The organism is Sporichthyaceae bacterium (genome assembly GCA_036269075.1).
GTDB lineage: Bacteria > Actinomycetota > Actinomycetes > Sporichthyales > Sporichthyaceae > DASQPJ01.
In genome coordinates, this window is sequence record DATASX010000074.1 from 1 (window position 1) to 24,248 (window position 24,248).

Annotated in this window: 26 protein-coding genes; 10 read left to right on the forward strand and 16 right to left on the reverse strand. The window is 70.3% G+C overall.

Going from position 1 to position 24,248, the window contains the following annotated elements; all coding sequences use genetic code 11:
• Positions 1-580 precede the first annotated feature (580 nt).
• From VHU88_12795 to VHU88_12815, 5 genes are all read left to right on the forward strand, one after another.
• Positions 581-1,144, forward strand: a complete 564-nt coding sequence (locus VHU88_12795) for a hemerythrin domain-containing protein (GenBank protein ID HEX3612557.1) — start codon at positions 581-583, stop codon at positions 1,142-1,144.
• 126 nt (positions 1,145-1,270) lie between these two features.
• The gene (locus VHU88_12800; protein ID HEX3612558.1) at positions 1,271-1,690 is read left to right on the forward strand and encodes a CBS domain-containing protein; all 420 of its coding nucleotides are present in this window, start codon (positions 1,271-1,273) and stop codon (positions 1,688-1,690) included.
• A 328-nt stretch (positions 1,691-2,018) separates the two neighbouring features.
• Positions 2,019-2,576 (forward strand): type 1 glutamine amidotransferase domain-containing protein, encoded by a 558-nt coding sequence (locus VHU88_12805; GenBank protein ID HEX3612559.1) that lies wholly within the window; start codon positions 2,019-2,021, stop codon positions 2,574-2,576.
• A 986-nt stretch (positions 2,577-3,562) separates the two neighbouring features.
• Positions 3,563-3,865, forward strand: coding sequence for a hypothetical protein (locus VHU88_12810; protein ID HEX3612560.1), 303 nt, complete (start codon positions 3,563-3,565; stop codon positions 3,863-3,865).
• Between the two features lie 893 nt (positions 3,866-4,758).
• On the forward strand, positions 4,759-4,950 hold the full coding sequence (locus VHU88_12815) for a hypothetical protein (protein HEX3612561.1): 192 nt from the start codon (positions 4,759-4,761) through the stop codon (positions 4,948-4,950).
• Positions 4,951-5,715: 765 nt separating this feature from the next.
• Here the strand turns inward: VHU88_12815 and VHU88_12820 are convergent.
• Positions 5,716-6,168 (reverse strand): Hsp20/alpha crystallin family protein, encoded by a 453-nt coding sequence (locus tag VHU88_12820; GenBank protein ID HEX3612562.1) that lies wholly within the window; start codon positions 6,166-6,168, stop codon positions 5,716-5,718.
• A 161-nt stretch (positions 6,169-6,329) separates the two neighbouring features.
• Between VHU88_12820 and VHU88_12825 the strand changes: the two genes are divergently transcribed.
• Positions 6,330-6,683: a MerR family transcriptional regulator gene (locus tag VHU88_12825; GenBank protein ID HEX3612563.1), complete on the forward strand. Its 354-nt coding sequence runs from the start codon at positions 6,330-6,332 to the stop codon at positions 6,681-6,683.
• Between the two features lie 270 nt (positions 6,684-6,953).
• Here the strand turns inward: VHU88_12825 and VHU88_12830 are convergent, their stop codons facing one another.
• From VHU88_12830 to VHU88_12860, 7 genes are all read right to left on the reverse strand, one after another.
• Positions 6,954-7,481 (reverse strand): DUF427 domain-containing protein, encoded by a 528-nt coding sequence (locus VHU88_12830; GenBank protein ID HEX3612564.1) that lies wholly within the window; start codon positions 7,479-7,481, stop codon positions 6,954-6,956.
• Positions 7,482-8,138: 657 nt separating this feature from the next.
• Complete coding sequence (locus VHU88_12835) at positions 8,139-8,678, reverse strand: hypothetical protein (GenBank protein ID HEX3612565.1); 540 nt, start codon at positions 8,676-8,678, stop codon at positions 8,139-8,141.
• 734 nt (positions 8,679-9,412) lie between these two features.
• The gene (locus VHU88_12840; protein HEX3612566.1) at positions 9,413-9,592 is read right to left on the reverse strand and encodes an alanine acetyltransferase; all 180 of its coding nucleotides are present in this window, start codon (positions 9,590-9,592) and stop codon (positions 9,413-9,415) included.
• An 89-nt stretch (positions 9,593-9,681) separates the two neighbouring features.
• On the reverse strand, positions 9,682-10,116 hold the full coding sequence (locus tag VHU88_12845) for an ATP-binding protein (protein ID HEX3612567.1): 435 nt from the start codon (positions 10,114-10,116) through the stop codon (positions 9,682-9,684).
• Between the two features lie 75 nt (positions 10,117-10,191).
• Positions 10,192-10,536: a HAMP domain-containing protein gene (locus VHU88_12850; GenBank protein HEX3612568.1), complete on the reverse strand. Its 345-nt coding sequence runs from the start codon at positions 10,534-10,536 to the stop codon at positions 10,192-10,194.
• Positions 10,509-11,048: a hypothetical protein gene (locus tag VHU88_12855; protein HEX3612569.1), complete on the reverse strand. Its 540-nt coding sequence runs from the start codon at positions 11,046-11,048 to the stop codon at positions 10,509-10,511. Before VHU88_12855 ends, VHU88_12850 begins: the two co-directional genes overlap by 28 nt.
• Positions 11,045-11,941, reverse strand: a complete 897-nt coding sequence (locus VHU88_12860; protein HEX3612570.1) for a response regulator transcription factor — start codon at positions 11,939-11,941, stop codon at positions 11,045-11,047. Before VHU88_12860 ends, VHU88_12855 begins: the two co-directional genes overlap by 4 nt.
• A 489-nt stretch (positions 11,942-12,430) precedes the next feature.
• Between VHU88_12860 and VHU88_12865 the strand changes: the two genes are divergently transcribed.
• Positions 12,431-12,781 (forward strand): hypothetical protein, encoded by a 351-nt coding sequence (locus VHU88_12865; GenBank protein HEX3612571.1) that lies wholly within the window; start codon positions 12,431-12,433, stop codon positions 12,779-12,781.
• Positions 12,782-13,449: 668 nt separating this feature from the next.
• Here the strand turns inward: VHU88_12865 and VHU88_12870 are convergent.
• On the reverse strand, positions 13,450-15,177 hold the full coding sequence (locus tag VHU88_12870; protein HEX3612572.1) for a helix-turn-helix domain-containing protein: 1,728 nt from the start codon (positions 15,175-15,177) through the stop codon (positions 13,450-13,452).
• Between the two features lie 280 nt (positions 15,178-15,457).
• Here VHU88_12870 and VHU88_12875 point away from each other — a divergent pair, with 280 nt between their 5' ends.
• Entirely contained in the window at positions 15,458-16,054 is a 597-nt protein-coding gene (locus VHU88_12875; protein HEX3612573.1) for a DNA starvation/stationary phase protection protein, read from the forward strand.
• A gap of 95 nt (positions 16,055-16,149) precedes the next feature.
• Positions 16,150-16,875, forward strand: a complete 726-nt coding sequence (locus VHU88_12880) for a CBS domain-containing protein (protein ID HEX3612574.1) — start codon at positions 16,150-16,152, stop codon at positions 16,873-16,875.
• Between the two features lie 8 nt (positions 16,876-16,883).
• Here the strand turns inward: VHU88_12880 and VHU88_12885 are convergent, their stop codons facing one another.
• From VHU88_12885 to VHU88_12915, 7 genes are all read right to left on the reverse strand, one after another.
• Positions 16,884-18,392, reverse strand: a complete 1,509-nt coding sequence (locus VHU88_12885; GenBank protein ID HEX3612575.1) for an FAD-dependent oxidoreductase — start codon at positions 18,390-18,392, stop codon at positions 16,884-16,886.
• A gap of 118 nt (positions 18,393-18,510) precedes the next feature.
• The gene (locus VHU88_12890) at positions 18,511-18,906 is read right to left on the reverse strand and encodes an Hsp20 family protein (protein ID HEX3612576.1); all 396 of its coding nucleotides are present in this window, start codon (positions 18,904-18,906) and stop codon (positions 18,511-18,513) included.
• Between the two features lie 130 nt (positions 18,907-19,036).
• A complete protein-coding gene (locus VHU88_12895) occupies positions 19,037-19,585 on the reverse strand; it encodes a PrsW family glutamic-type intramembrane protease (GenBank protein ID HEX3612577.1) in 549 nt (182 codons plus the stop codon).
• A gap of 402 nt (positions 19,586-19,987) precedes the next feature.
• A complete protein-coding gene (locus VHU88_12900; GenBank protein HEX3612578.1) occupies positions 19,988-20,164 on the reverse strand; it encodes a hypothetical protein in 177 nt (58 codons plus the stop codon).
• Positions 20,148-20,351, reverse strand: coding sequence for a hypothetical protein (locus tag VHU88_12905; protein HEX3612579.1), 204 nt, complete (start codon positions 20,349-20,351; stop codon positions 20,148-20,150). The genes VHU88_12900 and VHU88_12905 overlap by 17 nt, the downstream gene beginning before the upstream one ends.
• A 48-nt stretch (positions 20,352-20,399) precedes the next feature.
• Positions 20,400-20,933: an AAA family ATPase gene (locus tag VHU88_12910; protein ID HEX3612580.1), complete on the reverse strand. Its 534-nt coding sequence runs from the start codon at positions 20,931-20,933 to the stop codon at positions 20,400-20,402.
• Positions 20,934-21,027: 94 nt separating this feature from the next.
• Entirely contained in the window at positions 21,028-21,912 is an 885-nt protein-coding gene (locus VHU88_12915) for an Hsp70 family protein (GenBank protein ID HEX3612581.1), read from the reverse strand.
• A 182-nt stretch (positions 21,913-22,094) separates the two neighbouring features.
• On the opposite strand from VHU88_12915, the gene VHU88_12920 reads away from it, so the two are divergent.
• On the forward strand, positions 22,095-24,152 hold the full coding sequence (locus VHU88_12920) for a LuxR C-terminal-related transcriptional regulator (GenBank protein HEX3612582.1): 2,058 nt from the start codon (positions 22,095-22,097) through the stop codon (positions 24,150-24,152).
• The last annotated feature ends 96 nt before the right edge of the window (positions 24,153-24,248 follow it).

Consider the following 24,248-nt stretch of genomic DNA (forward strand, 5'->3'; position numbering starts at 1 on the left):
GCGGGACTCCTTGGCGGTGACTGCCCGCAAGCTGGACACCGCGGTCCACCGGCTCGGGCGCTGATCGGGACCGGGGGATTGATCGCGCGGTTGCCCTGATGCCGCACCGGCGAAACCTGACTGTCCGTCAGCCAGGCAGGACACGTCAGTCCGCAACAGTGCCCGGACAGCGCGAGACCCAGGGTAGGACCGCCGTCGTCGCCAGGGCAGCCCGCCGATGTCGACCTGACTGGCGGTAATTACGGCTTTCGCGGGGCCGGGCGGCGCATGGGGGCCGGTCGGGCGGGGTAGCCCAACGGGGTACCCAGTGCCTTGGAGGCCCGCCGTGGCTGTGAAGAAGTCCGGTTCACGGGGTGGCACGACAGCGCAGAAGAAGGAAGCCGGCCGAAAGGGTGGCAAGCCGACCGCCGCGGCCAGGAAATAGCCGTCGCCAGACCGAGCAACCCGCCTCGAAATCACACCCAGATTCTGGTTCGTCCACTCGCCGTCACGGTGCCGTTTCCGCGACGCCCCCGGTGGGGAACCGCATCGCCATTCCGGGCCTCCGCCTGTCCGTTGACCTATCCGATGAGGAGTGCAAATGGCAGTTACGTCTTCGATCGACACCGCCCAGGACGTCGTGGAGTTTCTGAAGGACCAGCACCGAAGCGTGAAGGAACTGTTCGACCAGGTCTGGGCCGCCCACGGGGAGCGGCGGGTCGAGCTGTTCACCGCGCTGCGCCGCATGTTGGCCGTGCATGAGACCGCGGAGGAGCGCATCGTTCACCCGCGCGCCCGAAAGGAACTGCCCGACGGTGAGGCTGTGGTGGATGAGCGGCTGGCCGAGGAGCACAAGGCCAAGGAAGTCCTGCGCGAACTGGAGAAGATGGACGTGGATTCCGCGGAGTTCGAGTCCACCTTCCGCGCATTCCAGAGCGACGTTCTGGCCCACGCGAACGCTGAGGAACAGCACGAGTTCTCCGTTCTCGAGCAGAGCCTGGACGAGACGGAGTTGGAGCACATGCGCAAGGCGGTCGAACTCGCCGAGCAGGTGGCCCCGACCCGACCCCACCCCGGAGTGGAGTCGCCCACGGCGAACCTGCTGGCCGGGCCCTTCGCCGCCATGCTCGACCGCGTCCGCGACGCCCTGCACGGCCACGGCTGATCCCGAACCGACAACCCGCGGCCCCAGCCGCGCCCCGCGGCCGCGTTTTCGGGCCGGAGGACCTTAATCGGGGCGAGCGTCGAACACCCGCACTACCAAGGTGCGAGCGAGCAGAGGAGAAGAGTGATGACAACTGCACGGGAAATCATGACCTCCGGCGCCGAATGTGTCGGGGAGGAGGATTCGGTGGCCCTGGCCGCGAGGCGGATGGGCGAACTGGGTGTCGGGGCACTTCCCATCTGCGGAACTGACGGGCGAATCAAGGGCATGCTGACCGACCGTGACATCGCCGTGCGGGTGGTCGGCGCCGGCCTCGACCCCAACGCGACCCGGGCCGGGGAGCTAGCTGCGGGAGAGGCGATCACGATCGGGGCCGACGACCCGATCGTCACCACCATGGCGATCATGGCGAAGTACCAGGTCCGCCGGTTGCCGGTGATCGACGGGCACCGGCTGGTCGGGATAATTACGCAGGCCGACATCGCTCGCGCCGAATTGCCCGACCAGATGGTAGGGGAACTGGTCGCGGCACTCTCGATCGACTGAGGCCCGAGTCAGTCGGCCACCACGGCCGCACAAAGCGCTGGAGGAGCTGTCTGACGGGGCGTCACGCCGACAGGCTGCCCCGCCCGACGACCAGCTGCCCGTCGCAGGGGACTACCGCGAGCCGTGGCCCTCGCCCCGCGGCCCTGGAATCCCGCCCCGGATGAGGAGTCCTCGAGCCGCTCGGCCGGAGGTTCTGCCCCTGTTCTGAGCCCTGGACCCACCGGAAACGGCGGGCGAGGACCTTTCGCCGCCCCCGGGGCCGGGTAGGCGACGGGACGACCGATGACCGAACGGGCCGGTGGCGGCCCCGATTGGAACAGGAGCAGGTATGACCGATTCGTTGTCCGGTAGGAAGATCGCGTTCCTGGTCGCGAACGAGGGGGTGGAGCAGGTCGAGCTCGTCGAGCCGTGGAAGTGCGTCGAGGACGCGGGCGGCCGGCCGCGGCTCGTGGCGCCCGAGGCGGGGAAGGTGCAGGCGTTCAACCACCTGGAAGCCGCCGACACCTTCCCCGTGGACGAGCCCGTCGAGGAGGCCTCGGCGGCCTGGTACGACGCACTGGTGCTTCCCGGCGGGGTGGCCAACCCCGACCAGCTGCGTACCGTGCCCGCCGCGGTGCGGTTCGTGCGTGAGTTCTTCGAGGCCGGCAAGCCGGTTGCGGTGATCTGCCACGGCCCGTGGACGTTGGTCGAGGCCGACGTGGTACGGGGACGGACCCTGACCAGTTGGCCCAGCGTGGGCACCGACCTGCGCAACGCCGGTGCGACCTGGGTCGACGAACAGGTCGTCACTTGCAGTGCCGGCCCGAACCTGCTGGTCTCCTCGCGCAAGCCGCAAGACCTCGAGGCGTTCAACGCCGCACTGCTCGAGGCATTCTCCGCAGGCTGACCACACCCCCTCCGCGCAGGGGTTCGCCGCTCCGGTGGAGCCGGGCCAGGGCGACGGGGTTCACACCGGCGGTCGGGCAGCCCGGAACCGAGCCCGAGTCAAGATTGTGGAGACAGTCGTGAGTGACGGCATCGACGTTCCGCGGGCCGGTCACCGGCGGTTGCGGTAGCTGTTCGACGAACTCGGCTCCGATGCCGGGACTTGCTCGGCGAACATTTACCACCGCGGGCATCTGGCTGCCGACCTGATCACAGAGCTGCGCCGCCACTTGGCCGTGGAGGAGCGGTTCCTGCTGCCGCTGATCGGCCTGCCTTTGCCGGGCGCGGACACCTTGGTCGAGTGCGAGGCGGCGCACCGCAGTCGCCTCGAGGCCGAGATGCAGGCCCTCGCCGAGTCCGACCCCGCCGACAACCGGTTCGACCCCGGCCGTGGCCCAACTGTTCACGCTGATCGCCGGTCACATCAATCGACAGGAGGTCGGCATGTTTCCACGGCTGCGCACCGTCGCGGAGCCCGACCAGTTCAGCGTGCCGGGCAGCCATCCGTCCACCGAGCACGTCGAGGTTGGCCGTGTACTAGAGGCCGGGACTTTCGCATTCGGTAGGTGACGACGCGTTTCAGGGAGCCGTGGTCTTCGCGGAATTCGATAGAAGTGAAGATCTGCCTCGACGAGGGCCCCGGTGAAATAATAGTGAACGGTAACGAGCGGGTCCCTCAGTTCTTGAGCGCGCTGATCCCGTTGACTTGTGCGTTGCTCTCCGGGAGCCGCAGGCTGTGATCAGCCACGGCGGCCATCCGGCTGCCGCCGCCAAAGCCGGCAGCCGATGACCCCGGCCCAGGTCCAGCACCGCTGGACCTGATCTCGTCCGTCCTGCTGCCCGGCTGACCCGGGCCTGCCTCTGCACCGCAGTTGCGCTGAGCCCGAGCGGCAACCCCCGAGCTGCAAAGCAGCGTCCCGGGGTCCTGTACGCCGGTGACAGGCCGGCGTGACCTTGGTCGGGAAGCTTGACGACCCGACAGTTGCGGTGGCGCCGGGCTGGGTAGGAAAGACCTGTTTCCCCTCGTGGATCGGAGAGACCGTGGCCGTCAAGAACGAGAAGCAGTACGAGGCGTTGAAGGACAAGGGCATGTCGAAGGAACGCGCCGCGAAGATCGCGAACTCACCGGACGCTTCACACAACGGGGGCAAGAAGTCCGGATCCGACGGGTCGTCGCAACAGGGCGGAACGACCGCGCAGAAGAAGAAGGCCGGACGAAAAGGCGGCGAGGCCACCGCGGCGAAGAAGTAACCGACGGACCCGAGGTGGCCGGGTGGGTTCTCGCTGCCCGCCTCACCGATATCTCGATCGCTGGACGCGGCCGCACGACGACGAGCTCTGTCGACGGCAACTGGTTCTGGCGGCGCGGACAGTCGGGACGTCCTTGGCCGTTTCGCCAACTGCGGGCAGCTCACCGCCGGTCCGGGTCCTCCGGCGGGCGGAGTCGGCGCGGCGGCCGGCGGGGGTTGGGCAGGGCCCGTGTTCCGCTCAGCAGAGCACCGGCAACGGTGACTGCGACGGGACGCATGAACGAATCTCCTTCCTGCGGGTGGATGGAAAGTGGTGTCAGGCCTCGGTGGCCGACGCGGCGGGCACGGGTTGGCTCCGGCCGGCGATGGTCGGGCAAGCGGGAGTGGTGTCGAGCGTGCTGATGATGCGGCGCGCCTGGCCGGCCGCGAGCAGGTATCGCAAGGCCGGCCTCGACGCTGCACGCGATCGGCCAGTCTCGCTGTTTCGCCTGGCCCAGGGCGCAGTCGCCAGGCTTCCTCGAGGAAGACCGAGGCCGAGACGTAGGGGTCCCTGCGGGCTGCGGCCTTGCCCCAGGACTCGTCCTGGGCGAACGGCCCGGCCCGGCCACAGGCAGGGCCGCGGGGTTGGCGGCGCAGCCCGGAGGCGAGGATCGCGGCCCGGAACAGCGCCCGTCGCTCGCATTCGTCCGCGTTCAGGTCGCGGCAGGCACGATCCAGTGCTCGCACCACATCCGGGTCCGGACCCTCGGGTGTGGGGGAACCGGACCACCGCCGGCGATTCGTCGTTGCGCTGTTCACGAGGAGCTCCGCTGAAATGTCGATCACCGGACGTCGAGTCCGCCCCGCGCGGGCCGTCGATCATTTATCTATGTTGTACAGCATAGATTTACTTCGATGTCGCGTGGGCAGGCAAGTTCGGCAGTGAGCCTGGAGCCGGCCCCGTTGGTCGCTGCCGGGGTATCTCGGGCGGCTGCCGTCCGGGCTGCGCCGGTGCCGTTGCGTCTCCAGCAGCTCCCTGGCCCGTCCTGCGTGGCGGTGTTCGACGAGCAGCTTCGACCGGGCTCGCTGGAGATCCCGGGGTGCTGATGAAGGCCAGGAGCCCGGTCGAGGTTGCCGGCCCACGCCGCCGGTGCGATCAGGAGCAGGCCGAGCCCGGCGTCGAGACCACCGAGCCGGGGCGGCACCTACCCGAGGTTGGCCTGGCCGGCCGCGGACCGAAGGGGAGAACCGCTGGTGCCGGACTCTGTCGCCGGGGCGAAGGCAGACCCTGGTGATGACGGGGCGGGCCGGTGCGGGGGTTGTGCCCGACCGGTACAGCCCCGCGAACGGCGGTGGCAACTCGTGAGCGAGTGCCGAAACTGTTCCGGTCGTGGCCCCGGCTGCCGCACCGGCCCGTCCCTGTCGCCCGTCGCGCCCCGGATCCCACCTCCTTCGCCCTGCGGGGTCCACCCCGACACCGACACCTGCAGCGGTGCTGCCGCACCGCCCCCGCCCCCGGGGGACCGCGCTGCCGCGTGTGCGGGCGCCCTGGCGAGGGGCCTCGCGGCCGCCGCGGCAGCCGGGCGCAGGGCGCCCTGCGGCTCGGACGCTCCTCCCGGCGGTGCGGCCGAGGCGAGCGCGAAGGGGGTACGGGCGGCTCGTGTCGCCACCCGGCGACGATCGCCTCGAACTCGGCGTCGAGCAGGTCCGGGTCGTTGCAGACGATGTCCAGGAATGCGTCCTGCTCCCGAATCGCGTTGTCCACCTCGATCACCGTCCCGTCAACCGTCAGATCCCGGGCGACCCGGCCGGCCGCCGGGCGCCCGGGCTCCCCTCGGAACCCGCGACGGGGCACCTGGGGGGTTCTGGGGTTCAGCCGTCGACCTGCGTGCTCTGCAGGACCGGTTGGACGTTGATTGCGATCCGCCGAGGCTTGGCCTTCTCGGCCACCGGGATGTGCAGGGTGAGCACCCCGTCGCGGTAGTCCGCGGCGATGTTGGTCGTGTCGAGGGTGTCGCCGAGGAACAACTGGCGCGAGAAGACGCCGTGGGTGCGTTCGGCGACCTGCATCTCCACACCCTCGGCCGTCTCCGGCCCGGGTCGTCGTTCGGCCTTGACCGTGAGCACGTTGCGCTCCACGTCCAGTTCGATCGCCTCGGCACTCACGCCCGGCAGATCGAAGCGGACCACGAAGCTGTCCCCGGACCGGTAGGCGTCCATGGGCATCGGGTTCGGGCGTGACCAGGTACCCAGCGGCCCACCGGCGCCGAGCAACTGCTGGGCCACCCGGTCCAGGTCACGGAAGGAATCGGTACGCATCAACATCGTGGCCTCCCCGTCAAAGAAGCTGTCCCAGTGCCCTTCGGGCACTCATCTGTTCTGACAGACATAGATTTACGTTGGCAGTGGGCAGGATGTCAAGTACCATCTGTGGAACAGGAACCTGGTCCTGGAGGCCGGGACCGGACCCGACAGTAGGAGAGACAGTGGAGATCGGGCAGCACAGCCCGGTGTACGGAATCTCCGTCGCCGCCGAACTTACCGGCGTGGACGCCCAGATGCTGCGTGCCTACGAGGCACGGCGGCTGATCGAGCCGCACCGCAGCGCCGGCGGCACCCGCCGCTACAGCAACCACGACCTGCAGGTCGTCGACCGCATCAGCACCCTGCTCGGCGGAGGACTCAACCTGGCCGGCATCGCACAGGTGTTCCTGCTCGAGGCCGAGAACCGCCGCCTGCAGACCGAGATCGACCAGCTGCGCACCGCCTTGCACGAGGCGGCCGCCCCTCTGCGCGGAAGCAAACCCGGCCGTGCCCGCAAGGAAGCCGCCACCGGTTGAGGCGCGAGCCGCCCTGGCCCCTCGACTACGCCCGACCGGCCGGTGGCGACACGGTCCGTGTCCGAGGGCCACGACAACGTCTCCACGCACCGGTAGCGCTGCCGCGCAGCGGCACCTGCACATCGACGACACCGACACCGCCCGCTACGGCCGGCACGCCATCACCCTCGCCCGGCTGGGCCCGGGCAACGATCGTGAGGCCCTACGTCCTGACGCTGGGTCGGTTACGCCTACCCGCCGGGCCATCGAGGCGAAGTAACTGACGCATCGTCAGATAATTCCGGGGCGCCGATCGGGGCAGGGACGGGCCGGTCGAGCGGTGAGCATGATCGCGGATCCGAATCCGATCCAGTAGGGCAAATGTGTCGCCAGGGGCGAGGGGCGCGGCCAGTGCCACGCCGCGTCCACGCACCGTCGACCGGCGACGAGGACGTCGAACAGGTGTGCCTCGCCGCGGGACAGGTCGACCCGTGCGCGCCCGGAGGCGTCCAGATGTTGCATCTGCACCTGCCCGGGCGGGAAGTACGCGACGCCTGCCAGGTGCACGGTCTGCGAGGAGTCGGCCAGTACCACCCCGCCCCACACGGCCTGGACCACGACCGGGCCCCCGCTGGTGGGCCACGCGAGCCGCGGGGACGGCACCTCGTGCAGGCATCGGTCGCACACCTGTACCACGCCGTCCACGATCACCGCGTGCAACTGCAGGTCGGTGCCGCACCGCGGGCACGAACCGGCCCCGTCGAGGTCGCCACCCGCGCGCTCCAGCAGGCGCGGTTGCGCCGAGGTCCACATCGACATCGAGTTCCTCCTGCCCCCTGACACAAACCCGGTTCAGCGCCCGACCGGTACCCGGCCGGATCGACGGTTCCGGGCGAGTGCTCGCCCGGGCACCCCTGGTCCGTCCAGCCTCACCGGTCGAATCGGCTCGGACACCGAACCGGTGGCCAAGAACTCTCACGCGGCCGCGAGCGGGCGACGCCGCCGCCCGGGCCGTGCGACTTCTCTGCGCCCTCCGGGTGCCGGAGGGCCGCCCGCCGGGCGCATCCCGGAGCGACTCGACCGCCGCCGTCGATGTTCGGACCGGTGGAGCCCGGCGCGGCGATCGTAGGTCGCTGACCGGTTGGCGAAATCGGGTCCCGTCGATGAATCGCAGATTCGATACCGGGTCCCGACCGGTCCGCCCGAGGAAAGCCCCGGCTCCATCCATGCCCCCGCATGCCTGTAATCGTCTGCACCGGTGCGGTGAAAGTCAATCGTCACAACGCTTTCCGGGCGTGTCCGACGCCCGGCCTCGACAAGTGCGACCGGTCGCAGGGGTAGTGCCGGCCCGGGCCGGACCCGGCCCTGAGCGACCGCCGGGTCCGCGGAGTCACGGGGGATTCATTCTGAGGCTGCATCAGTTCCGATCGGCGTCGGCGACGGCTCAGCATGGGGCAGGTCGCGGATCGCGGTCCGTCATCGCGGTGGTCGTCGGCCGGCGGGGCCTACGGGCCACGTGGCGAGCAGGCGTACGGTGACCTGCGCTGCGTACTCGCGCCGGCGTGCGAGGGCAGCCGGGCTGCTGAAGCCCGACGGGCGGTCGGTGTACCAGGCCAGCGAGCCGATCGCCGGCCCGCCGCGGAACATCAACGGCTCGACGTGGACGGCCGCCAGGCCGTACCGGGATGCCGCGGTGGCGCGGAAGACCGGCCACCGCTGCTCACGATGCAGGTCGGCCACAAGCACGCTGCACCGCCCGCGTTCGGCCAGGACCCGAGGCCCTTGTCGCAGTCGGGACTGCAGTCGGTCGCACTGCTCGGCGAGCAGGTTCCCGAAGACCTCCACCTCCTCCAGCACCGGCGCCGCCCCCACGACCCGCCGGACGCGACCCAGCAACCGCACCGCCACACCGGCGGCCGGACCCACACGCCCGGCCTGCGCGCACACCGAATCGGTCACCCGGAACAACCGGTCGACCTCGACCGACCCGACCCCTCCCCACGCCGACTCGACCACCGTGACCGACCCACCCCCGTCGAACCCTGACCCGAACAATCACCGGCGAACCAACTGGAACGTCGGCACAGCTCGCCTCGCGCCGTACCATAAACCGGTATTCGTGAAGAAAGGCTTCCAGTGGTGTACGAGAGATAGCCAACTGAATGGTTGGATCGCTTCGTTCCGGCACCGTCGAGGAAGCGCGGGTAGCAGGGCCGGTCGTCGGGGTACAGAGGCCGACAACCGGACAGCGGTGGCCGCATGGCAGGACGCCACCGTCGACCGGGCCGCGGCCAATCGGCCGGCCGCGTCCGGTCCCGGGGCCGGACGCGTGGACAGCAGCCGTCCGGCCCCACCCGAACTTCCACCGGTCGAAACCGTCGCGGGCTTGATCACCCCGGTCGGTGGCGTTCCCGACCACAGCGCGCACCGCAGGAGAACGGACGGGGACCCCCTTTCCTCGCCACTGCCAACTCGAACGCCCGCACCCGCCGGTACGCCGTGCTCCGAGACCTTCGCCGCGTCCGGCGCCGAGGACCCGCCGGGCCACCTGCGCGGTTGGAGGCTGTTCGCCGGCGCGATGCGCCGGGTGCGCCGGCCGACCGGCGGCCCGATCCGGCAGAGCCGACGCGACCTCGGTCAGACGCAGGACGTCGTCCGCCGCCGAGGGAACGGTCGGGGGCAACGGGGGCGGACTCGGAGGCCGCGCGTCCCGCAGGGAGGACTGGACCTCAGGCTGATCTGACGCCACGTCAGGAAGCGGTGCGTCGGGCCGGGTCCTCCCGCGGATGTGTCCACGGGCCGAGCACCTCGTAGAGGTGCACATCGGACCCGCAGATGGCCGTCGAGGTCACCCGGATGACCGCGTCGGTCGGCTCCTGGATCCGCGGTCCAGGACCTCGCAACGCGAACGTCTCTACCTTCCTTGCCAAGTCAGTGCTCTCACACGGGATGCTTCCCCGACCGGGCCGGGTCGAGCGGTGCTCCGCACCCACGGTCGGCGTGCACAGGACGGGTCGACTCAGCTTCCCCGCCAAGCAGGCAGGTCGATGACGAAGCGGGCGCCAGTGCTGTCCGCGTCGGTGTACTGGACCGTCCCCCCATGGGTGGTGACGGCCTCGGCGACCAGGGCCAGGCCCAGGCCGGTACCGGAGGAGGAGCCACCGGCGCGGTGCGTGGCGAAGCGCTCGAAGATCCGCGAGCGTTCGGCGGTGGGGATTCCTGGGCCGCGGTCGTCGAGGCGGGCCAGGACACGACCGTCGCTGACCTCGACGGCGACCGCGGCCAGGCCACCGGCGTGGCGGTTGGCGTTGTCGGCGATGTTGAAGCATGCCCGCTCGAGCAGCATGGGGTCACCGAGGACCAGGTCGGCCTGCGCGGGTCGGGCGACGGGCAGATCGCAACCGGCCCGGCGCGCGGCGTGCGCCACGATCTCGCCGACCGAGACCGGGGTCAACTGCTCGCAGTTCAGGCCGCCTCGGCCCGGGCCAGGGCGAGCAGACCGTCGAGGAAGGCCCGGAACCGGCCCAGTTCAGCGGTTATCAGGTCCAGCGCGCTGGGCCCGCTCGGACAGCTCCGGGCGCCGATGGCTCAGCACGTCGACCGCGGCGACCAGCGTGGTCAGCGGCGAGCGCAGCTCATGGCTGACGTCCGCGGCGAAGCGGGCGTCGCGGTCGATCCGTTGCTTCAGCGCGGAGGCCATGGTGTTGAAGGCCTCGACGATACGGTCCAGGTCGGCGTCCTCGGTGGGGCTCAGCCGGGTCTCGAAGCGTCCTTCGGCCAGGCTGGTCACCGCCGAGGCGATCTGATTGAGCGGCTGCACGAGGCGCTGGCTGGCCCAGTTGCCGATCACGATCCCGCCCGCGGATGCGACCACCGCCCGCCGCCCAGGACCAGCTCCAGGATGCGGATCGTCTCCTGCAGGTCACGCAGGGGTGCGATCCGGAACAGCTCGCCGCCGCCGGGCATCGGCGTCCCGCTGATCACCGTCGGCTCACCGGAGCGGGTCACGACGACCTCCGCGGTCCGGCCGGTTCGGACCTGCGTGACAAGAGCCGTGGGCAACTCGCTGGGCGCGGCCGTGGACGCCGAGCCGTACCAACGGCCCTCACGCGACAGCAGGAGTTTCCCGCCCTCCTGTGGGGCGACCACCGCCAACACCTCCGGCACCTGCACGGTGGCGCTGCGCAGCCGGTCGGCGACGAACACGGCGTCGATGCCGGTGGACCGGGCCGCGGACTGCTCCTGCTGCCGGTAGAGGTAGGCCCGCGCGACGAGGAAAGCGCTGCCCGCCGGCGAACCGGAGATCAGCAGCGCGCCTGTCCCGAAGACCAACGCCATCCGACCCCGCAGCCCACGCGGCCGCGCCCGACGGGCCGGCAGTCTCATTGCAGGTCGAGCCGGTAGCCCATGCCGCGGACAGTGATCACCAGTCGGGGATCGGGCGGGTCCGCCTCAACCTTGGTCCGCAGCCGGCGGATGTGGGCATCGACCAGGCGGTCGTCACCGTCGAAGCTGTGGTCCCAGATCCGTTCCAGCAGCGCGGCCCGGCTGAGCACCATGCCCGGGTGGACGGCCAGTTCGGCCAGCAGTTGGAACTCGGTCAGCGTGAGGGCCAGCCCCGTGCGGCCGAGCCGGACCGACCCGGCCGCGGCCGACAGCACGAGGTCGCGCGAGCGGTCCAGCACGATCTCGCCACCGGCGGGCTCGTCGGTCATCCGCGACATCGTCGAGCGCCGACGCAGCGCGCGCAGGCGGGCGCTGATCTCCTTGATCTGGAAGGGCTTGGTGACGTAGTCGTCGGCGCCCGCCTCCAAGCCGGCGACGATGTCGTGGGTGTCGATGCGGGCGCTGACCACGATGATCGGGACGTCGCTGATCCTGCGGACCTCGCGGATGCAGGTGAAACCGTCCATGGACCCCAGCATCAGATCGACGATCATCGCGTCGGGTGCCCCGCCGGCGACCGCCTCCAGAGCCGGCCCGCCGTCCGCAGCCTCGCAAACGGTCCAGCCCTCGTCCTGCGCATCGGCGAACCCGTTCGGATGTCGGTGATCCCGCGGACTGCGGCGAGGTGGCGGACACGAGGGGGGAGCGCCGGTCGAAGCGGCACACCTCGTTGCCGAAAAACCTCTGCAGTGGCGGAATCCAGGGCCACGTACAGCGAGCGGACGTCGAAGGCGGTGGCCGTCCACGGACCGGGATGCAACCGGTCGACACCGACGACATCGGCCCGCAGGATCTGGACTCGACCGGTCCAGTTCGGGCCGTCCCAGACGCACACGTGGCCGATCGGACAGCCCCGGGCGGCGCGGAGGGCCCAGGGACCTCGTCGGCCCGCGCCGACCCCCCGTTCAGCACCGGCCCGGCCGCCGCAGCCAGGACCAGGCCGACCGCAGTCTGCCCGACCGGACCACCGAGCCAGGTGCGGGCGCCTGCGGCCGTCCGACCGGTCGGACCCGTATGCCCAGCCCCGGCGGCACCATCAGCCGGGCGCCCTTGCGCTGTCAAGGCCCGCCCGCCCGGCGGTGCCCGCAGGCCGACGCCAGGCACAACGAGCTCCTTGGACCGCACCGGCCCGACCGCAACGACCCGCTCGGACGTCCCCGGGTTCCTCAGCGACATGGCCCGCTGGGTCCCGTCGGTTGCGAGCATGTCCCTGCAGGACATGGAGTTCGGAAACAACTTCAACCAGTTCATCGTCTTCTGCTCCAAGCGCTCCATTGCCGTGAAACCCGGCCATCGCCCTGTTCGGCAAGGCATCGGCCAACATGGAAGGCACGCTGCGGAGGATCGCCCCGGAGCTGACACCTCTTGATGTGTTCCGCGACGTCATGGGAACGATCCTGCGGGAACAAGCTCAGCAGATGGTCGCCGGCCAGGAACTGTTGCGCATGGCGAACGAGGTCTTCCTGGCCACCTACGCGGCTCCCGAGCAAGCTCGCTACCTCGCGCAGTCGGTCTTCAACGGCCAGTTCGTGCTGCGTACCCGCGACGACGCGATCTTGATCAGCCACGACCGCACGGACGTGCGAGCCAAGAAGATGCGACGCGTCCTGCTAGCCCTGGGTGGCGCGGCGCTGTGGCTGGACCATCGGTGTCGAAACGGATCCTCGCCCTGATCGTCCGCGAGCAGGCGTGGCCTACGCCACGTGCGGGGAGCCTGCGACCGGCGACCGGCGATCGGCGATCGGCTGAGGAGGGAGCGGGTTTCTGCGTGGTCGCGGCGCCACTGCTGGGTGCAGTAGCGCCCGAGCAGTGCTGCCCTGTCCGGCCAACGCCGGTGGTCAACGAGCAGCCGCGTCCCATTCACGTCGAAAAGCCTTGTGGAGTTGGAGAATCGCAGGTCATCGGGCCTGTGGGAGCGTCCTGTAAATCCGTCGGAAAGCTTCCCAGGTTCGAATCCTGGACCTGCCACCAGCTGCGAAAACCGCCCCTGACCTGCATCGACGGGTCAGGGGCGCGATCTCGTCCGGTCCAGCGCGCGACAGCGCCCGACGGCGGTCCACGGGTGTTCGCGACCTAATTCGCGTCCTGGTTTGGCGTGATCCTGTTGGCCTCCCGCTCGGGTCGTCGGTCGTGATGCTGTCGAGTCTGCGACAGGAGTGGCTGCCCCGGTACTTGACGGGGGTTATCCAAGGGTCCTGGTTTGACCCGGCTCGTCCGGCATATCTGGTTGCCGAGGGGCGTGGGGCCGGCGGATCGCACATGGGATCGGCCTGCGGCTACGACCGGCCGCGCGGGCCGGCCACCGGCGGGTGTCTCCGGTACGCAGGTCCTCCAACAGCATTCAGTCTCGCTGCAGGGCGCGGACGGTGCTCCAGGCGCGGGTGGCCAGTTGGAGGTTGAACCGCACGTCGGGGTCACTGAAGTCGTGGCCGGACAACTCGCGCAGTCGCTGCAGCCGGTAGCGCAGTGTGCTGCGGTGCAGCGACAGCGCCTTGCCGGTGGCGTCGTAGTTCCCGCCGCACTCCAGGTATACCGACAGCGTCTCCACCAGCGTGGAACCCTTGCGCTCGTCGTAGTCCAGCAACCGGCCCAACCACTCTCGGACGTAGCTCTCGACCGTGCCCTCCTCCGGCAGCTCGGCCAACATGCGGTACACACCGAGGCCGTCGAAGGTCGTCGCCTGACCGGGGGCCCGGGCGAGCCTCTGCATGCGCAGTGCCATCTGGGCCTGGTGCAAGGACCGCGGGAAATCCTCGGGCGCGTGGCACGTGCCCCCGACCCCGATGCGACAGGCACTGTGCGGGCGGAGTTCCCGCAATACCGCGTCCCGCAGACGTTCCCAGTCGGTCTCCCCGTCGGCCAACACGATCACCGCGGGACCCCGCGAGGCCAGCAGACTGCCCGCGCCGCACGCACGCGCCGCCCGGCGCACCGCGTGGAAGTGGGAACCGTCGGTATCCGGAGGCTGCGGGGAAGGGCGATGACCAAGGGTGCTGCACTCCACGACCAGGACCCGGTGGGGTCGGTCCAGGTCGTAGTCCAGGATCCGGGCCCTCGTCCGCGAGTGCTCGGCGTCGATCCCGGCCAACAGCTCCTCGACCAAGTCCCGGCGCAGACGCAGGGCAGTCTCGGCACGGGTCCGCACATGAGCCAGTTCCATGGCCAACACGGTGGCCCCGTGCTCGAGCGCAACCAGGTCCGACTCCCGGGCAGTGCCGCCCGGGTCGACCAGCGCGATCACCCCGAGGATCTCCTCTCCGGGTTCGGCGAGCGCGACGAGCCGGCCGTCCGCGCGCAGCGGGTGCCCGGCCTCACCGACGCGGCGCAGCAGCGCCTCCCGCGCAGCCGGGGCAGCCTTGGGGTACGGGTCGGGCGTCGCGGGTCCCGCCCAGGTGATCAGGTTTCCGTGCCGGTCCTCGATGGCCACCGCCCGGTCGGTCAGCTCGTGCACCGCGCGAGCGATCCCGGCCTGCCCCTCCCCGGCCGCGGCCACCGCGGTCAACCGTTCGTGGATCTGGGTACTGCGCCGCAGGGCCTGGTTGGCCAGCCGCAGTTCTTCGGTCACCGCCCGCTCCCGGGCGTGCGAGCGGACGTTGGCCAGGGCCACCCCGGTGTGTTGGGCCAACGCTCCGAGCAGGAACTGCTGGTGCGCACCCGGCGCGGTCGGCGCCGCGACGATCAGGTAGCCCAGCGCCCCGCCCAAGGTGGTCAGCTGATAGGACCAGCCCCAGCCTTGGCCGAGCGCCACCTCGCCGCCGCCCTCGGGCAACGCGGGCAGCTGGACGGATATCGCGCCGGGATGCTCGGGCGTGGCGAGCTCGCCGATCGCGCGCCACCCGGCGTCCAGCCACAGGGCGATGGGCCGCACCGGCGCCAGTGACGGTACGGCGGTGGTGGCCAGACGGAGGATCTCCTCCTCGTCGCCGCTGCGGGTCATCACCATGGAGAGCACGAGCAGGGCGTGGAAGCTGGACAGTTGATCGCGCGCGACACTGCGCTGCAGCGGCGGCCCGGGCACCTGAGCCAGATTCGGGATCACTCGGTTCAGCCCGGCCTCGTAGTCCACCACCGCGTCGAAGCCGATGTCTCGCTCAACGCGAGCTCCATTTCGCCGACCAGACGCGCGAGGTGATCTTCCCCCGTCATCCTAGGTCTCGCGTACCCCGCGCTGCCATACGTCAATCATTTCTCTCCGGGGTAAACCTGTCCGCGGCGAGACCGGATGGTGCCGGCCGGGCACACCGGGCCGGAATCCGCGCGAGTTTCCGTGCTTCCGGGCGGGAGTGTCGGCGGGGTGGATCGCCGCAGAGTGGGGCCTCCAACCGTCCCGCCGCGAAGGAGGCAATCCGATGAGCACGGACGCCCGAAACTCGACCTCACGCCCACCCGACTCGCAGCCGCGCCTGCACCAGCAGGGCCTGGTGACCCAGGAGTACAGGCATCTGCCACTGCTCCCGAGCGCACTCGGCCACGACGTCCGGCTGCAGTCGGTGGCGCTGCTCAACCAAATTCTGGCGGACAGCCAGATTCTTTACGGCCTCTACAAGAAGCACCACCGGTTGATGCGGGATCCCACCTTCTACTCCTTGCACCTGCTCTTGGACGAGCACGCCCGCGCACAACTGGAGTTGATCGACGCGCTCGCCGAGCGGGTGCAGGTATTGGGCGGCGTGGCGGTCGGGGATCCGTGGCACGTCGTGGAGCTGACCGCGCTGCCGCGCCCGCCGGCCGGCGTCGAGGAGGTGCCCGTGATGTTGTCCCGACTGCTCGACTGTCACGAGACGGTGATCACCAAGGTGCGCAGGACCGTCGATCGGACGTCCGCCGTACACGATGACCGCACAGCGGACCTGTTGACCGGGCAGGTACTCCGCGAGCACGAGGCGCAGGTGTGGTTCCTGGCCGAGCACCTGGTGCAAACCTCACTCGCGGTGGTGGACGGGTAGCTCGCGCCCTTCCGTCCACGCGAACAAGGGATGTGGCGGCGTCCCGCCGCGGGTGATCCTGGGCGGGACACCCATCGAGCAGGAAGGAATCAGTCATGGCACGCGGGGAGCACGCGCGAAGCGGAGAGCAGGAGCCCGCCGTCAAGCGGATGCGGGTCAAGGTGGGCGACGTGATGACCCGCAATCTGGTCACGGTCGGCCCTGACGCGACGTTCACCGAGATCGTCGACGTGTTGCTCGATCGCGACATCAGCGGGGTTCCGGTGGTGGACCAGGACCGCAACCTGCTCGGGATAATCACCGAGGCGGATCTGATCAGCAAGGAGGCCTATCCGGGTCGGCGCCGTCGGCATCTGTCCCTGGTGCGCGACCACCTGGCCGGGCGGAAGCCGGAATGGGTGCGCAAGTCCACGGCCCGCCGGGCCACGCAGCTGATGAGCACGGACGTGCTGCACGTGTCCCCCGACGACGATCTCACCACCGCGGCGCGGCTGATGCTCGAACGCGGGGTCAAACGCCTGCCGGTGTGCGAGAACGCCCGTCTGGTCGGCATCGTTTCCCGCAGCGACCTGCTGGCCCCGTTCCACCGCTCTGACGACGAGTTGGCCATGGAGGTCAAGGAGATGCTGGCTGATCCGCTGCGCGCCCCGGAGCACCACCAGGTCTCCTTCGAGGTGCACAACGGAGTGGTGAGTCTGCACGGCGCGACTCAGGTCCCCAGCGATATTCGGGTCGTGGTCGCGTTCGTGTCCGGGATCCCCGGCGTGGTAGGCGTCGACCACGATCTGGTCGCGGTGGAGGCCGAGCCGAGCGTGGAATGAGTCCTCCCTCAGCCATGACGTGCTGGGCGGCTGATCGGGTCGGTGCTCAAGGCCGCGGCGGTCTCGGTGCGCAGGAACTCGTGGATGAAGCGCACCGCTACGGCACCCTCGCCCACCGCCGAACTGACCCGCTTGACCGAGCCGGAGCGCACATCGCCGGCGGCAAAAACGCCGGGCCGGGCCGATCGCAGGTCCGGCCCGGTGAGCACGAAGCCTTCCGGATCCAGCGGAACCTGCCCGGCCAGCCATTCGGTGTGCGGCGAAGCCCCGATGAACACGAACACGGCCGCGGCCGGGATCGTCTCCTCGACGCCGTCCTCGTTACGCAGGCGGACCTTCTTGAGCCTGCCGCGGTCACCCTGTGCCCCGCACACCGCGGTGCGCGTGCGCACGCTGATGTCCTGATGGGCCAGGATCTGCTCGACCAGGTAGCGGGACATGTCCCGGCCCGGGTCGGCGTGCCGGATCACCAACGTCACGTCGGTGGCGTGCCGCGCCAGGTACAGGGCGGCCTGGCCGGCCGAGTTGCCACCGCCCACCACCACGACCGGATCTCCGACACATATCGCGGCCTCGGCGGCCCGGGCCGGCACGTCGAGCCGGACGCCAAATTTGCGGGCCTGTAGCACGGCCCGTTCGGCCAGCTCAGTACCGGCGATCCCTGCCGGGGACCCCAGGTAGTTCTCGATTTTCGGCGGCAGACCGGCCTGGCCGCCGGGTGCGACGGCGTCGACGACCACCGTGCTCAGGCCTTCGGAGGCCGCGTATACCGCCGCGGCCAGCCCGGCCGGACCGGCGCCGACTATCAGCAGATCGGCGCAGGGCGCACCGACTGGACCCGGCGCCAGACCCAGTGCCCGGGCCAGGCTCCGTTCCGTCGGATTACGCATCAATGCCGCGGTGCCGGCCAGCACCACCGGGGTGTCCTCGACACGCAGACCGAAGCGTTCGACGAGGGTGCGCGCGCCGGCATCGTCCTCGATATCGATGATTCGATTAGGCACTCGGTTGCGTGCGCAGAACTCCCGCAGCCGGTATGTCTCGGGCGAGAAGCGCGAGCCGATGATGCGCAATCCGGCACCGATGTCGATCAGCAGACTGCGGCGCACCAGATAGGCCCGCAGAATTGTGTCGCCGAGCCGCGGATCCTCACCCATCAGATCGGGCATCCGATCGACCGGCACCGCGAGCACCTCGCCCGATTCCACCGCCACTGCGGTGACGAACGCGGGTTGCCCGCCCAGCAGGGCCAGTTCGCCCAAGAACCGCCGGGGGCCGTGCACCCCGATGGTCTGCTGGTCGGGCAGGCCGTACCCGGTGACCACCGCCACCCGGCCCTCCAGGATCACCAACAATTCGCGCGTCGGCTCGCCCTCCCGGAACAGCACCTCTTCGTCGGTGAGCCGGCGGTGCTGCCCGTAACGGGCGAGCGTGGCGATCTCGTCGTCGGACAGCCGGGGATAGGCGCCGGCCACATCGGGGGATTCCGCCAGATGTGTTGCGCGCTGCTCACCCATAGCGCCCGCAGCGTTGAGAGTGACGGCCCATCTGAACGCTCCTTGACTGGGGCGGGACAGCAGTGCCGGGCCGGATCCGGTCCCGACGGATCCGGCCCGGACCGGCCCGGCGCCGTGATCAGCGCCCTGCTGCGCCGGCCGGCTCCTTCGCCGCGCTCGCGGTCTCGCTCTGGCCGGGGATGGCGGGCGCCTCCATCTGGCCGGCGGTGATCGCGATACGGCGGGGCTTGGCCTGCGGGGCCACCGGGATGGTCAAGGTCAGCACGCCCCGGTCGTAGGAGGCCTGCAGGTGATCAGCGTCCAAGCTCTCGCCGAGGAACAGCTGGCGGACGAACGAACCCCGCGGGCGCTCCAGGATCACCTCCTCCCGACCCTCGGTGTCGGCTGCGGGGCGTTCGGCCCGCACGGTCAGCACGTTCTTCTCGACGGTGATCTCGGTGCTGGCCGGATCCACCCCAGGCAGGTCGAACATCACCAGGAAGCGGTCGCCCTCGCGGTAGGCGTCCATCGCCATCGCCATCGCCTGGGGCGGGGTTCGCCGACCGGGGCTTGGCCCAAGGCCTGGGTGATCCGGTCGAATTCGCGGAACGGGTCGAACCGCATGAGCATGGCGTCCTCCTTGTGCAGTGATCGGGTGGATGGATTCACCCTGACCGGAGGGCGTGCGCGCCGACATCCCGTGGACGCGTAGGAGTTGCCACCGGCCCTACCCGTCGGCGTCGCACGCGTTCCACGGTGGCCACGCCCAGTACGGCGATCAGCACCAGGCCCGCGTTGGACAACAGGCTCATCAGCTGGGCCTGCGCCGGCGTCGGTCGAGGCAGGTAACCGCGGGCGAGCAGGTCGTACTGCCACGGGGTGCCCGTCCACACCAGGGTGAGTACCACCGCGATCATGTGTGCGGAGTCCCACAGCGCGTGCAACAGCGACACCCACAGGTACGTCCCGAGCACCAGCAGGCCGCGGCGCGCCCGGCCGATGACGGTCCGGTCGAACAGCACGGCACCGAACACTGCGCTCCACAATCCGTGGCCCACCGGGGCCAGCAGGCTGCGGATCATCTCGGTGCGCACCATGTCGTGCAGCGACAGTCCCTGGATCGTCAGCAGGGCGTTGAACGAGTAACCAGCGGTTTCCCAGGGCGGCGAAGCCGAAACCCACCGCCGCGCCGAGGACCAACCCGTCAGCAGCATCGGGTCGCACGATGCGCCGGGTGAGCGCGAGCAAGGTGAGCGCCTTGACCGCCTCCTCGATCAGGCCGACACCGAGGAACAACCACGGTGAGGGATGCAGCAGGTAGGTTTCCAGCACCGCGGCGCTGAGCACCCCGAGCACGCCGCCCACGGTGAAGCAACGCACGACCAGTTCGACGGTGACGTGCTCATTGCGGGCCCGCTCGAAAACCCAGGCCAGGAAGCTGACCGGGACCAGGAAGCTGCCCAGCAGGATCAGGGTCGGCACCAGGTTGCTGTTGGTGGTCAGCTCGATCACCAACAGGCAGGCCGACCACAACATCGTGCCGACCAGCAGGATGCGGACCCAACCGGGCAGGTGCAGCACCGAAATTCCCGGACGGCCGAGGTATGTCCTCATCGTCATTCCCGGGGGTACGCCGGTGGATCGACCGCGTGCACCTCGAGCCCGTCCGGGCCGACGGTCACCAGCAGGTGCCACCATTCCGCGGGCACCGACAGGTCAGGGCGGCCCGGTGGCAACGCATCCACCGGCCACGCCGGCCGGCGCTCCGTGCACGATTCAACTGCAGTCGCCATCGAGGCTCCTCGATCGGGAGGGCAGCACCAGAACCGGGACATGCACCGACCCGGCGTGGGGGAAGCGCAGAACCACGTCGGGGAACACGCCGGTGAGGATGGTCCCGTCCGGATTGGCCACCCCCACCGCGCGATCACCCGTCCCGCCGATGCGTTGCACGGACAGCCAGGCGTTGCACAGCAGCACCGTCGATTGTCACCGCGATCACCGGCAGGGTGACAGCGGCCGGTGGCATCAGGGCGCGCCACCGTCGAGGAACTGCACGGTGAGTTCGTCATCGTGTGCGTCCACTCGGATCAGCGCCCCGTCCGGCACCGCGTCGGCGACGAGGGCCCGGGCGACCCGGGTCTCCACCTCGCGGGCGATGAACCGGCGCGAGGGGCGCGCACCGTACACCGGGTCGTACCCGGCCCGGGCGATGAAGCGACGTGCCGCTTCGGTAATCTCCAGCGCCGCGTTGCGCTGCGCCAGACGGTTGGTCAGGTCGGCGAGCATCAGGTCGACGATGCGTTCGATCTGCGCAGGGCTGAGCGGCGCGAACAAGACGACCTCGTCGACCCGGTTGAGGAACTCCGGCCGGAAGTGCCCGCGTAGCGCTGCCATGACCAGGCTTCGACCTTCCGGTTTGATCTCGCCGTCGCCGGTGACGCCTTCCAGCAGATACTCCGACCCGATGTTGGAGGTCATGATCACCACCGTGTTGCGAAAGTCGACCGTGTGCCCCTGACTGTCCGTCAGACGGCCGTCGTCGAGCACCTGCAACAGCACGTTGAACACATCCGGGGACCCGAGAGGACTTCCTCGACGCGCTGACCGAGGTCCGCGGCAACCAAAGGGTTACCAGCCCGGACCCGGAGGTGACCTACGAGGCGCTGCAGAAATACGGGCGCGACCTGGTCGCCGACGCGGCGACGGGACGCCTCGACCCGGTGATCGGTCGAGACGCGGACAGCTCGACCTTCGCTTTCTCCGCGGCCTCGAACAGCCGCTGCAGGGCCTGCGGGTCACGGCGCGGGTCCACCCCGTCGGTGCGCTCGAAGTCATCGGCCAGGTGATCGACGATGCGCCGGTCGAAGTCGTCGCCGCCCAGGTGCGTGTCGCCGGCGGTGGCCCGCACTTCTACGACTCCGTCGCCGACGTCGAGCAGGCTGACGTCGAAAGTCCCGCCGCCGAGATCGAAGACCAACACGGTCTCGTTGGTGCGCTTGTCCATGCCGTAGGCCAGTGCGGCCGCGGCGGGTTCGTTGATGATCCGCAGCACTTCGAGACCGGCGATGCGCCCGGCGTCCTTGGTGGCCTGCCGTTGCGCGTCGTTGAAGTACGCGGGCAGAGTGATCACTGCCTCGGTGACCCGTTCGCCGAGGAAGCGTCCCGCGTCCTCGGCAAGCTTGCGCAGCACCAGCGCGGAGATTTCCTCGGGTGCGTATTGCCGACCGCGGAACGCGAACCGCGCGGCGTTCTCCGGCCCGGCGACCACGTCGAAGGCCACCGTGTCGATCTCGGTCGCGACCTCCTCGTAGCGACGCCCGATGAACCGTTTCGCCGAGGAGATCGTGCCCTTGGGGTTGAGGATCGTCTGGCGCCGCGCGAGTTGGCCGACCAGGCGCTCGCCCTGTTCGGTGAACGCGACCACGGACGGGGTGGTGCGCGCCCCCTCCGCGTTGGTGACCACCTGCGGTGTGCCCGCCTCAACTGTGGCGATCACCGAGTTGGTGGTGCCCAGATCGATCCCGACCGCCTTCGCCATCATCGGCCTCCCGTAGCTGTCGTCGTCTTCCTGTCGATGTCGCCAGCGTCACCGGTGACCGCGATCGCCCGCTTCACGCGATCGCGTAGTCCGATACGGCCGCGGGTTCCCGCGGTCGCGTTTGGTCGAGTGGGCTCAGGGAAGCGGGCCACGCCGAGGCCAGGCCACGGAAGGTGGTTGCCGTGCAGGGGATTGCCGAGTTCCGCCCCGAGGTTCGTCGGTTGGTCGAGATGGCCGCGGTGTTCGGTGAACCGTTCTCGGTGGTGGAGATGGCCGAGGCGATCGACTGGCCGGTCGGGCAGGTGCTGGTGCCGCTGGAGGAGGCGGTGAGTCAAGGCGTTCTGCAGGCCTGCGACGCCCGGTTGACCTTCGTTGACCCGGCGTTGCGTGCCGCGGTGTACGAGACCACCCTCGGCCCGGTGCGTACGGTGCTGCACCGACGCATCAGCATGATCCGGCTACGCGTGCCCGGTGGCGCCGATTCCGCGGCCAAACATTTGCTGGCTGCCGCCCGCGGTGGTGATCGGACGGTGGCTGCCGATCTGGATCGTGTCGGACACGCCCTCATCCGCACCGACCCCGTAGCGGCGGCCCGACTGCGCCTCGCGGGATGGTACCTGACCGATCCGCACGAGGACCTGCGCCCGGCCCGGGCCGCGGCGGCCGCGGAGGCGCTGCTGTGCGCGGGGCGGGTGGACCAATCCGCCCGACTGGCTGAGCTGGGCCTGCGCTGCGGTGGCGCCGATTCGTCGTCCGCGGCGCGGTTGCGGGTGGCGTGCAGCGCAGCCTTGCTGGTAGCGGACCGGCCGGATCAGGCGGTTGCGCAGGCCGAGGCGGCCTTGCGCGAGCAGCCGTTGACGATCGAGGTGGCCGAGGCCGCGTGCGCGCTGCGCCTACAGGGTCTGCTGGAGCTGGACGAGCCACTCCAGGTGCAGGCCGCCGCGGAGGCGACGCTCGGCGGGGCCGACGGGATGGGCACTGACAACGGATTGGCCATGGCGGTGCTGGCCCTGGCGCACCTCGCCTGGGCGGACGGTCGGGCGAGTCGGGCCACCGGGTTGGCCCGGGCGGCCGTGCGGCGTGCGGACACGGCGCAGACGGGGCACGGCGTGGGCCGGGTGTCCCGGGTGGCGTACGCGCGCATGCTCACCTGCCTCGGCGAAGCGGAGACGGCTGGGGGGGTCGTCGACGAACTGGAGGCACACCTGCGCCGACGCCCCGAGCTGGCGCACGATGCCGCGCCGGTCCTGTTGCGCGCCCGGCTGGCCCTGGTCCGGGGGGAGTTCGCCCTGGCCGCCGATCAGGCCGAGCAGGCGCTGGCCTCGGCCGGACAGCTCGAGGCGGCGTCATACCTGTCGTGGGCCGCCGCCACGTTGGCCACCGCGCGGCTGCGCTCTGGGGATTTCGCCGCGGCGAGCGCGCTGGTGCGGCGCCACGATCTCGCCCACCGGCGCGGTCCCGACGCGGCCGCCGGTGCGCTGGTCGCGGCGCAGGTGGTCGCGGCCGGAGGGGACCCCTCGGAGGCACTCGACCTCATCGGGGCCGCGGGGATCGGTGTGCCACCACCGTCCAGAGTCTTGATCGAGGAGTGCGATGCGCCGGCGTGGTGGACCCGGTTGGCCCTGGCCGCCGGCGACCGCGCACTCGCCGCGGACGTGGTGGCGTCGGCGGAGCGGTTGGCCGCGAACAGCCCGACGTCAGTCGGCCTGCGGGCGGGGGCACATCATGCCCGCGCTCTGCTGCAGGACGACGCCGGCCTGCTGGTCCGCGTCGGTGTCGAGCATCCGCAGCCGTGGGCCCGGGTCCGCGCGGTCGAGGATGCGGGCTGCGCGATGGCCCGTCGCCATGATTCGGAGTCGACGGCGGCGTTGCGGTCGGCGCTCGCCGGGTACGAACGGTTCGGCGCCCGCACTGATGCGGACCGGGTGCGGTCGCGGTTGCGGGCGCTCGGAGTCCGCACGCGGCACTGGACCCGCCGGTCACGCCCGGACTCGGGCTGGGCCGGTCTGACCGAGACCGAATTCCGGGTCGCGCACATCGTGGCCGAGGGTGCGACCAATGCCGAGGCGGCGTCCCGCTTGTTCCTGTCCCGGCACACCGTGGATTTCCATCTGCGCCAGATCTTCCGCAAGCTCCAGATCCGCTCCCGGGTGGAGCTGGCCCGGCTCGTCGCCGCGGCCGGCGAGGACGGCCCCACTGGGTGCGGCGATCGGGGCAATGCGCCGGCCTCGCGGGTCTGAATCGGCCCGCCGAACCCGGGACGGGCCTGTTTTCCGTCCTGACGTGCCATGGACGCCCCCGGATTGTTGCCGGCCGCCCCGAGGGTGCGGACCATG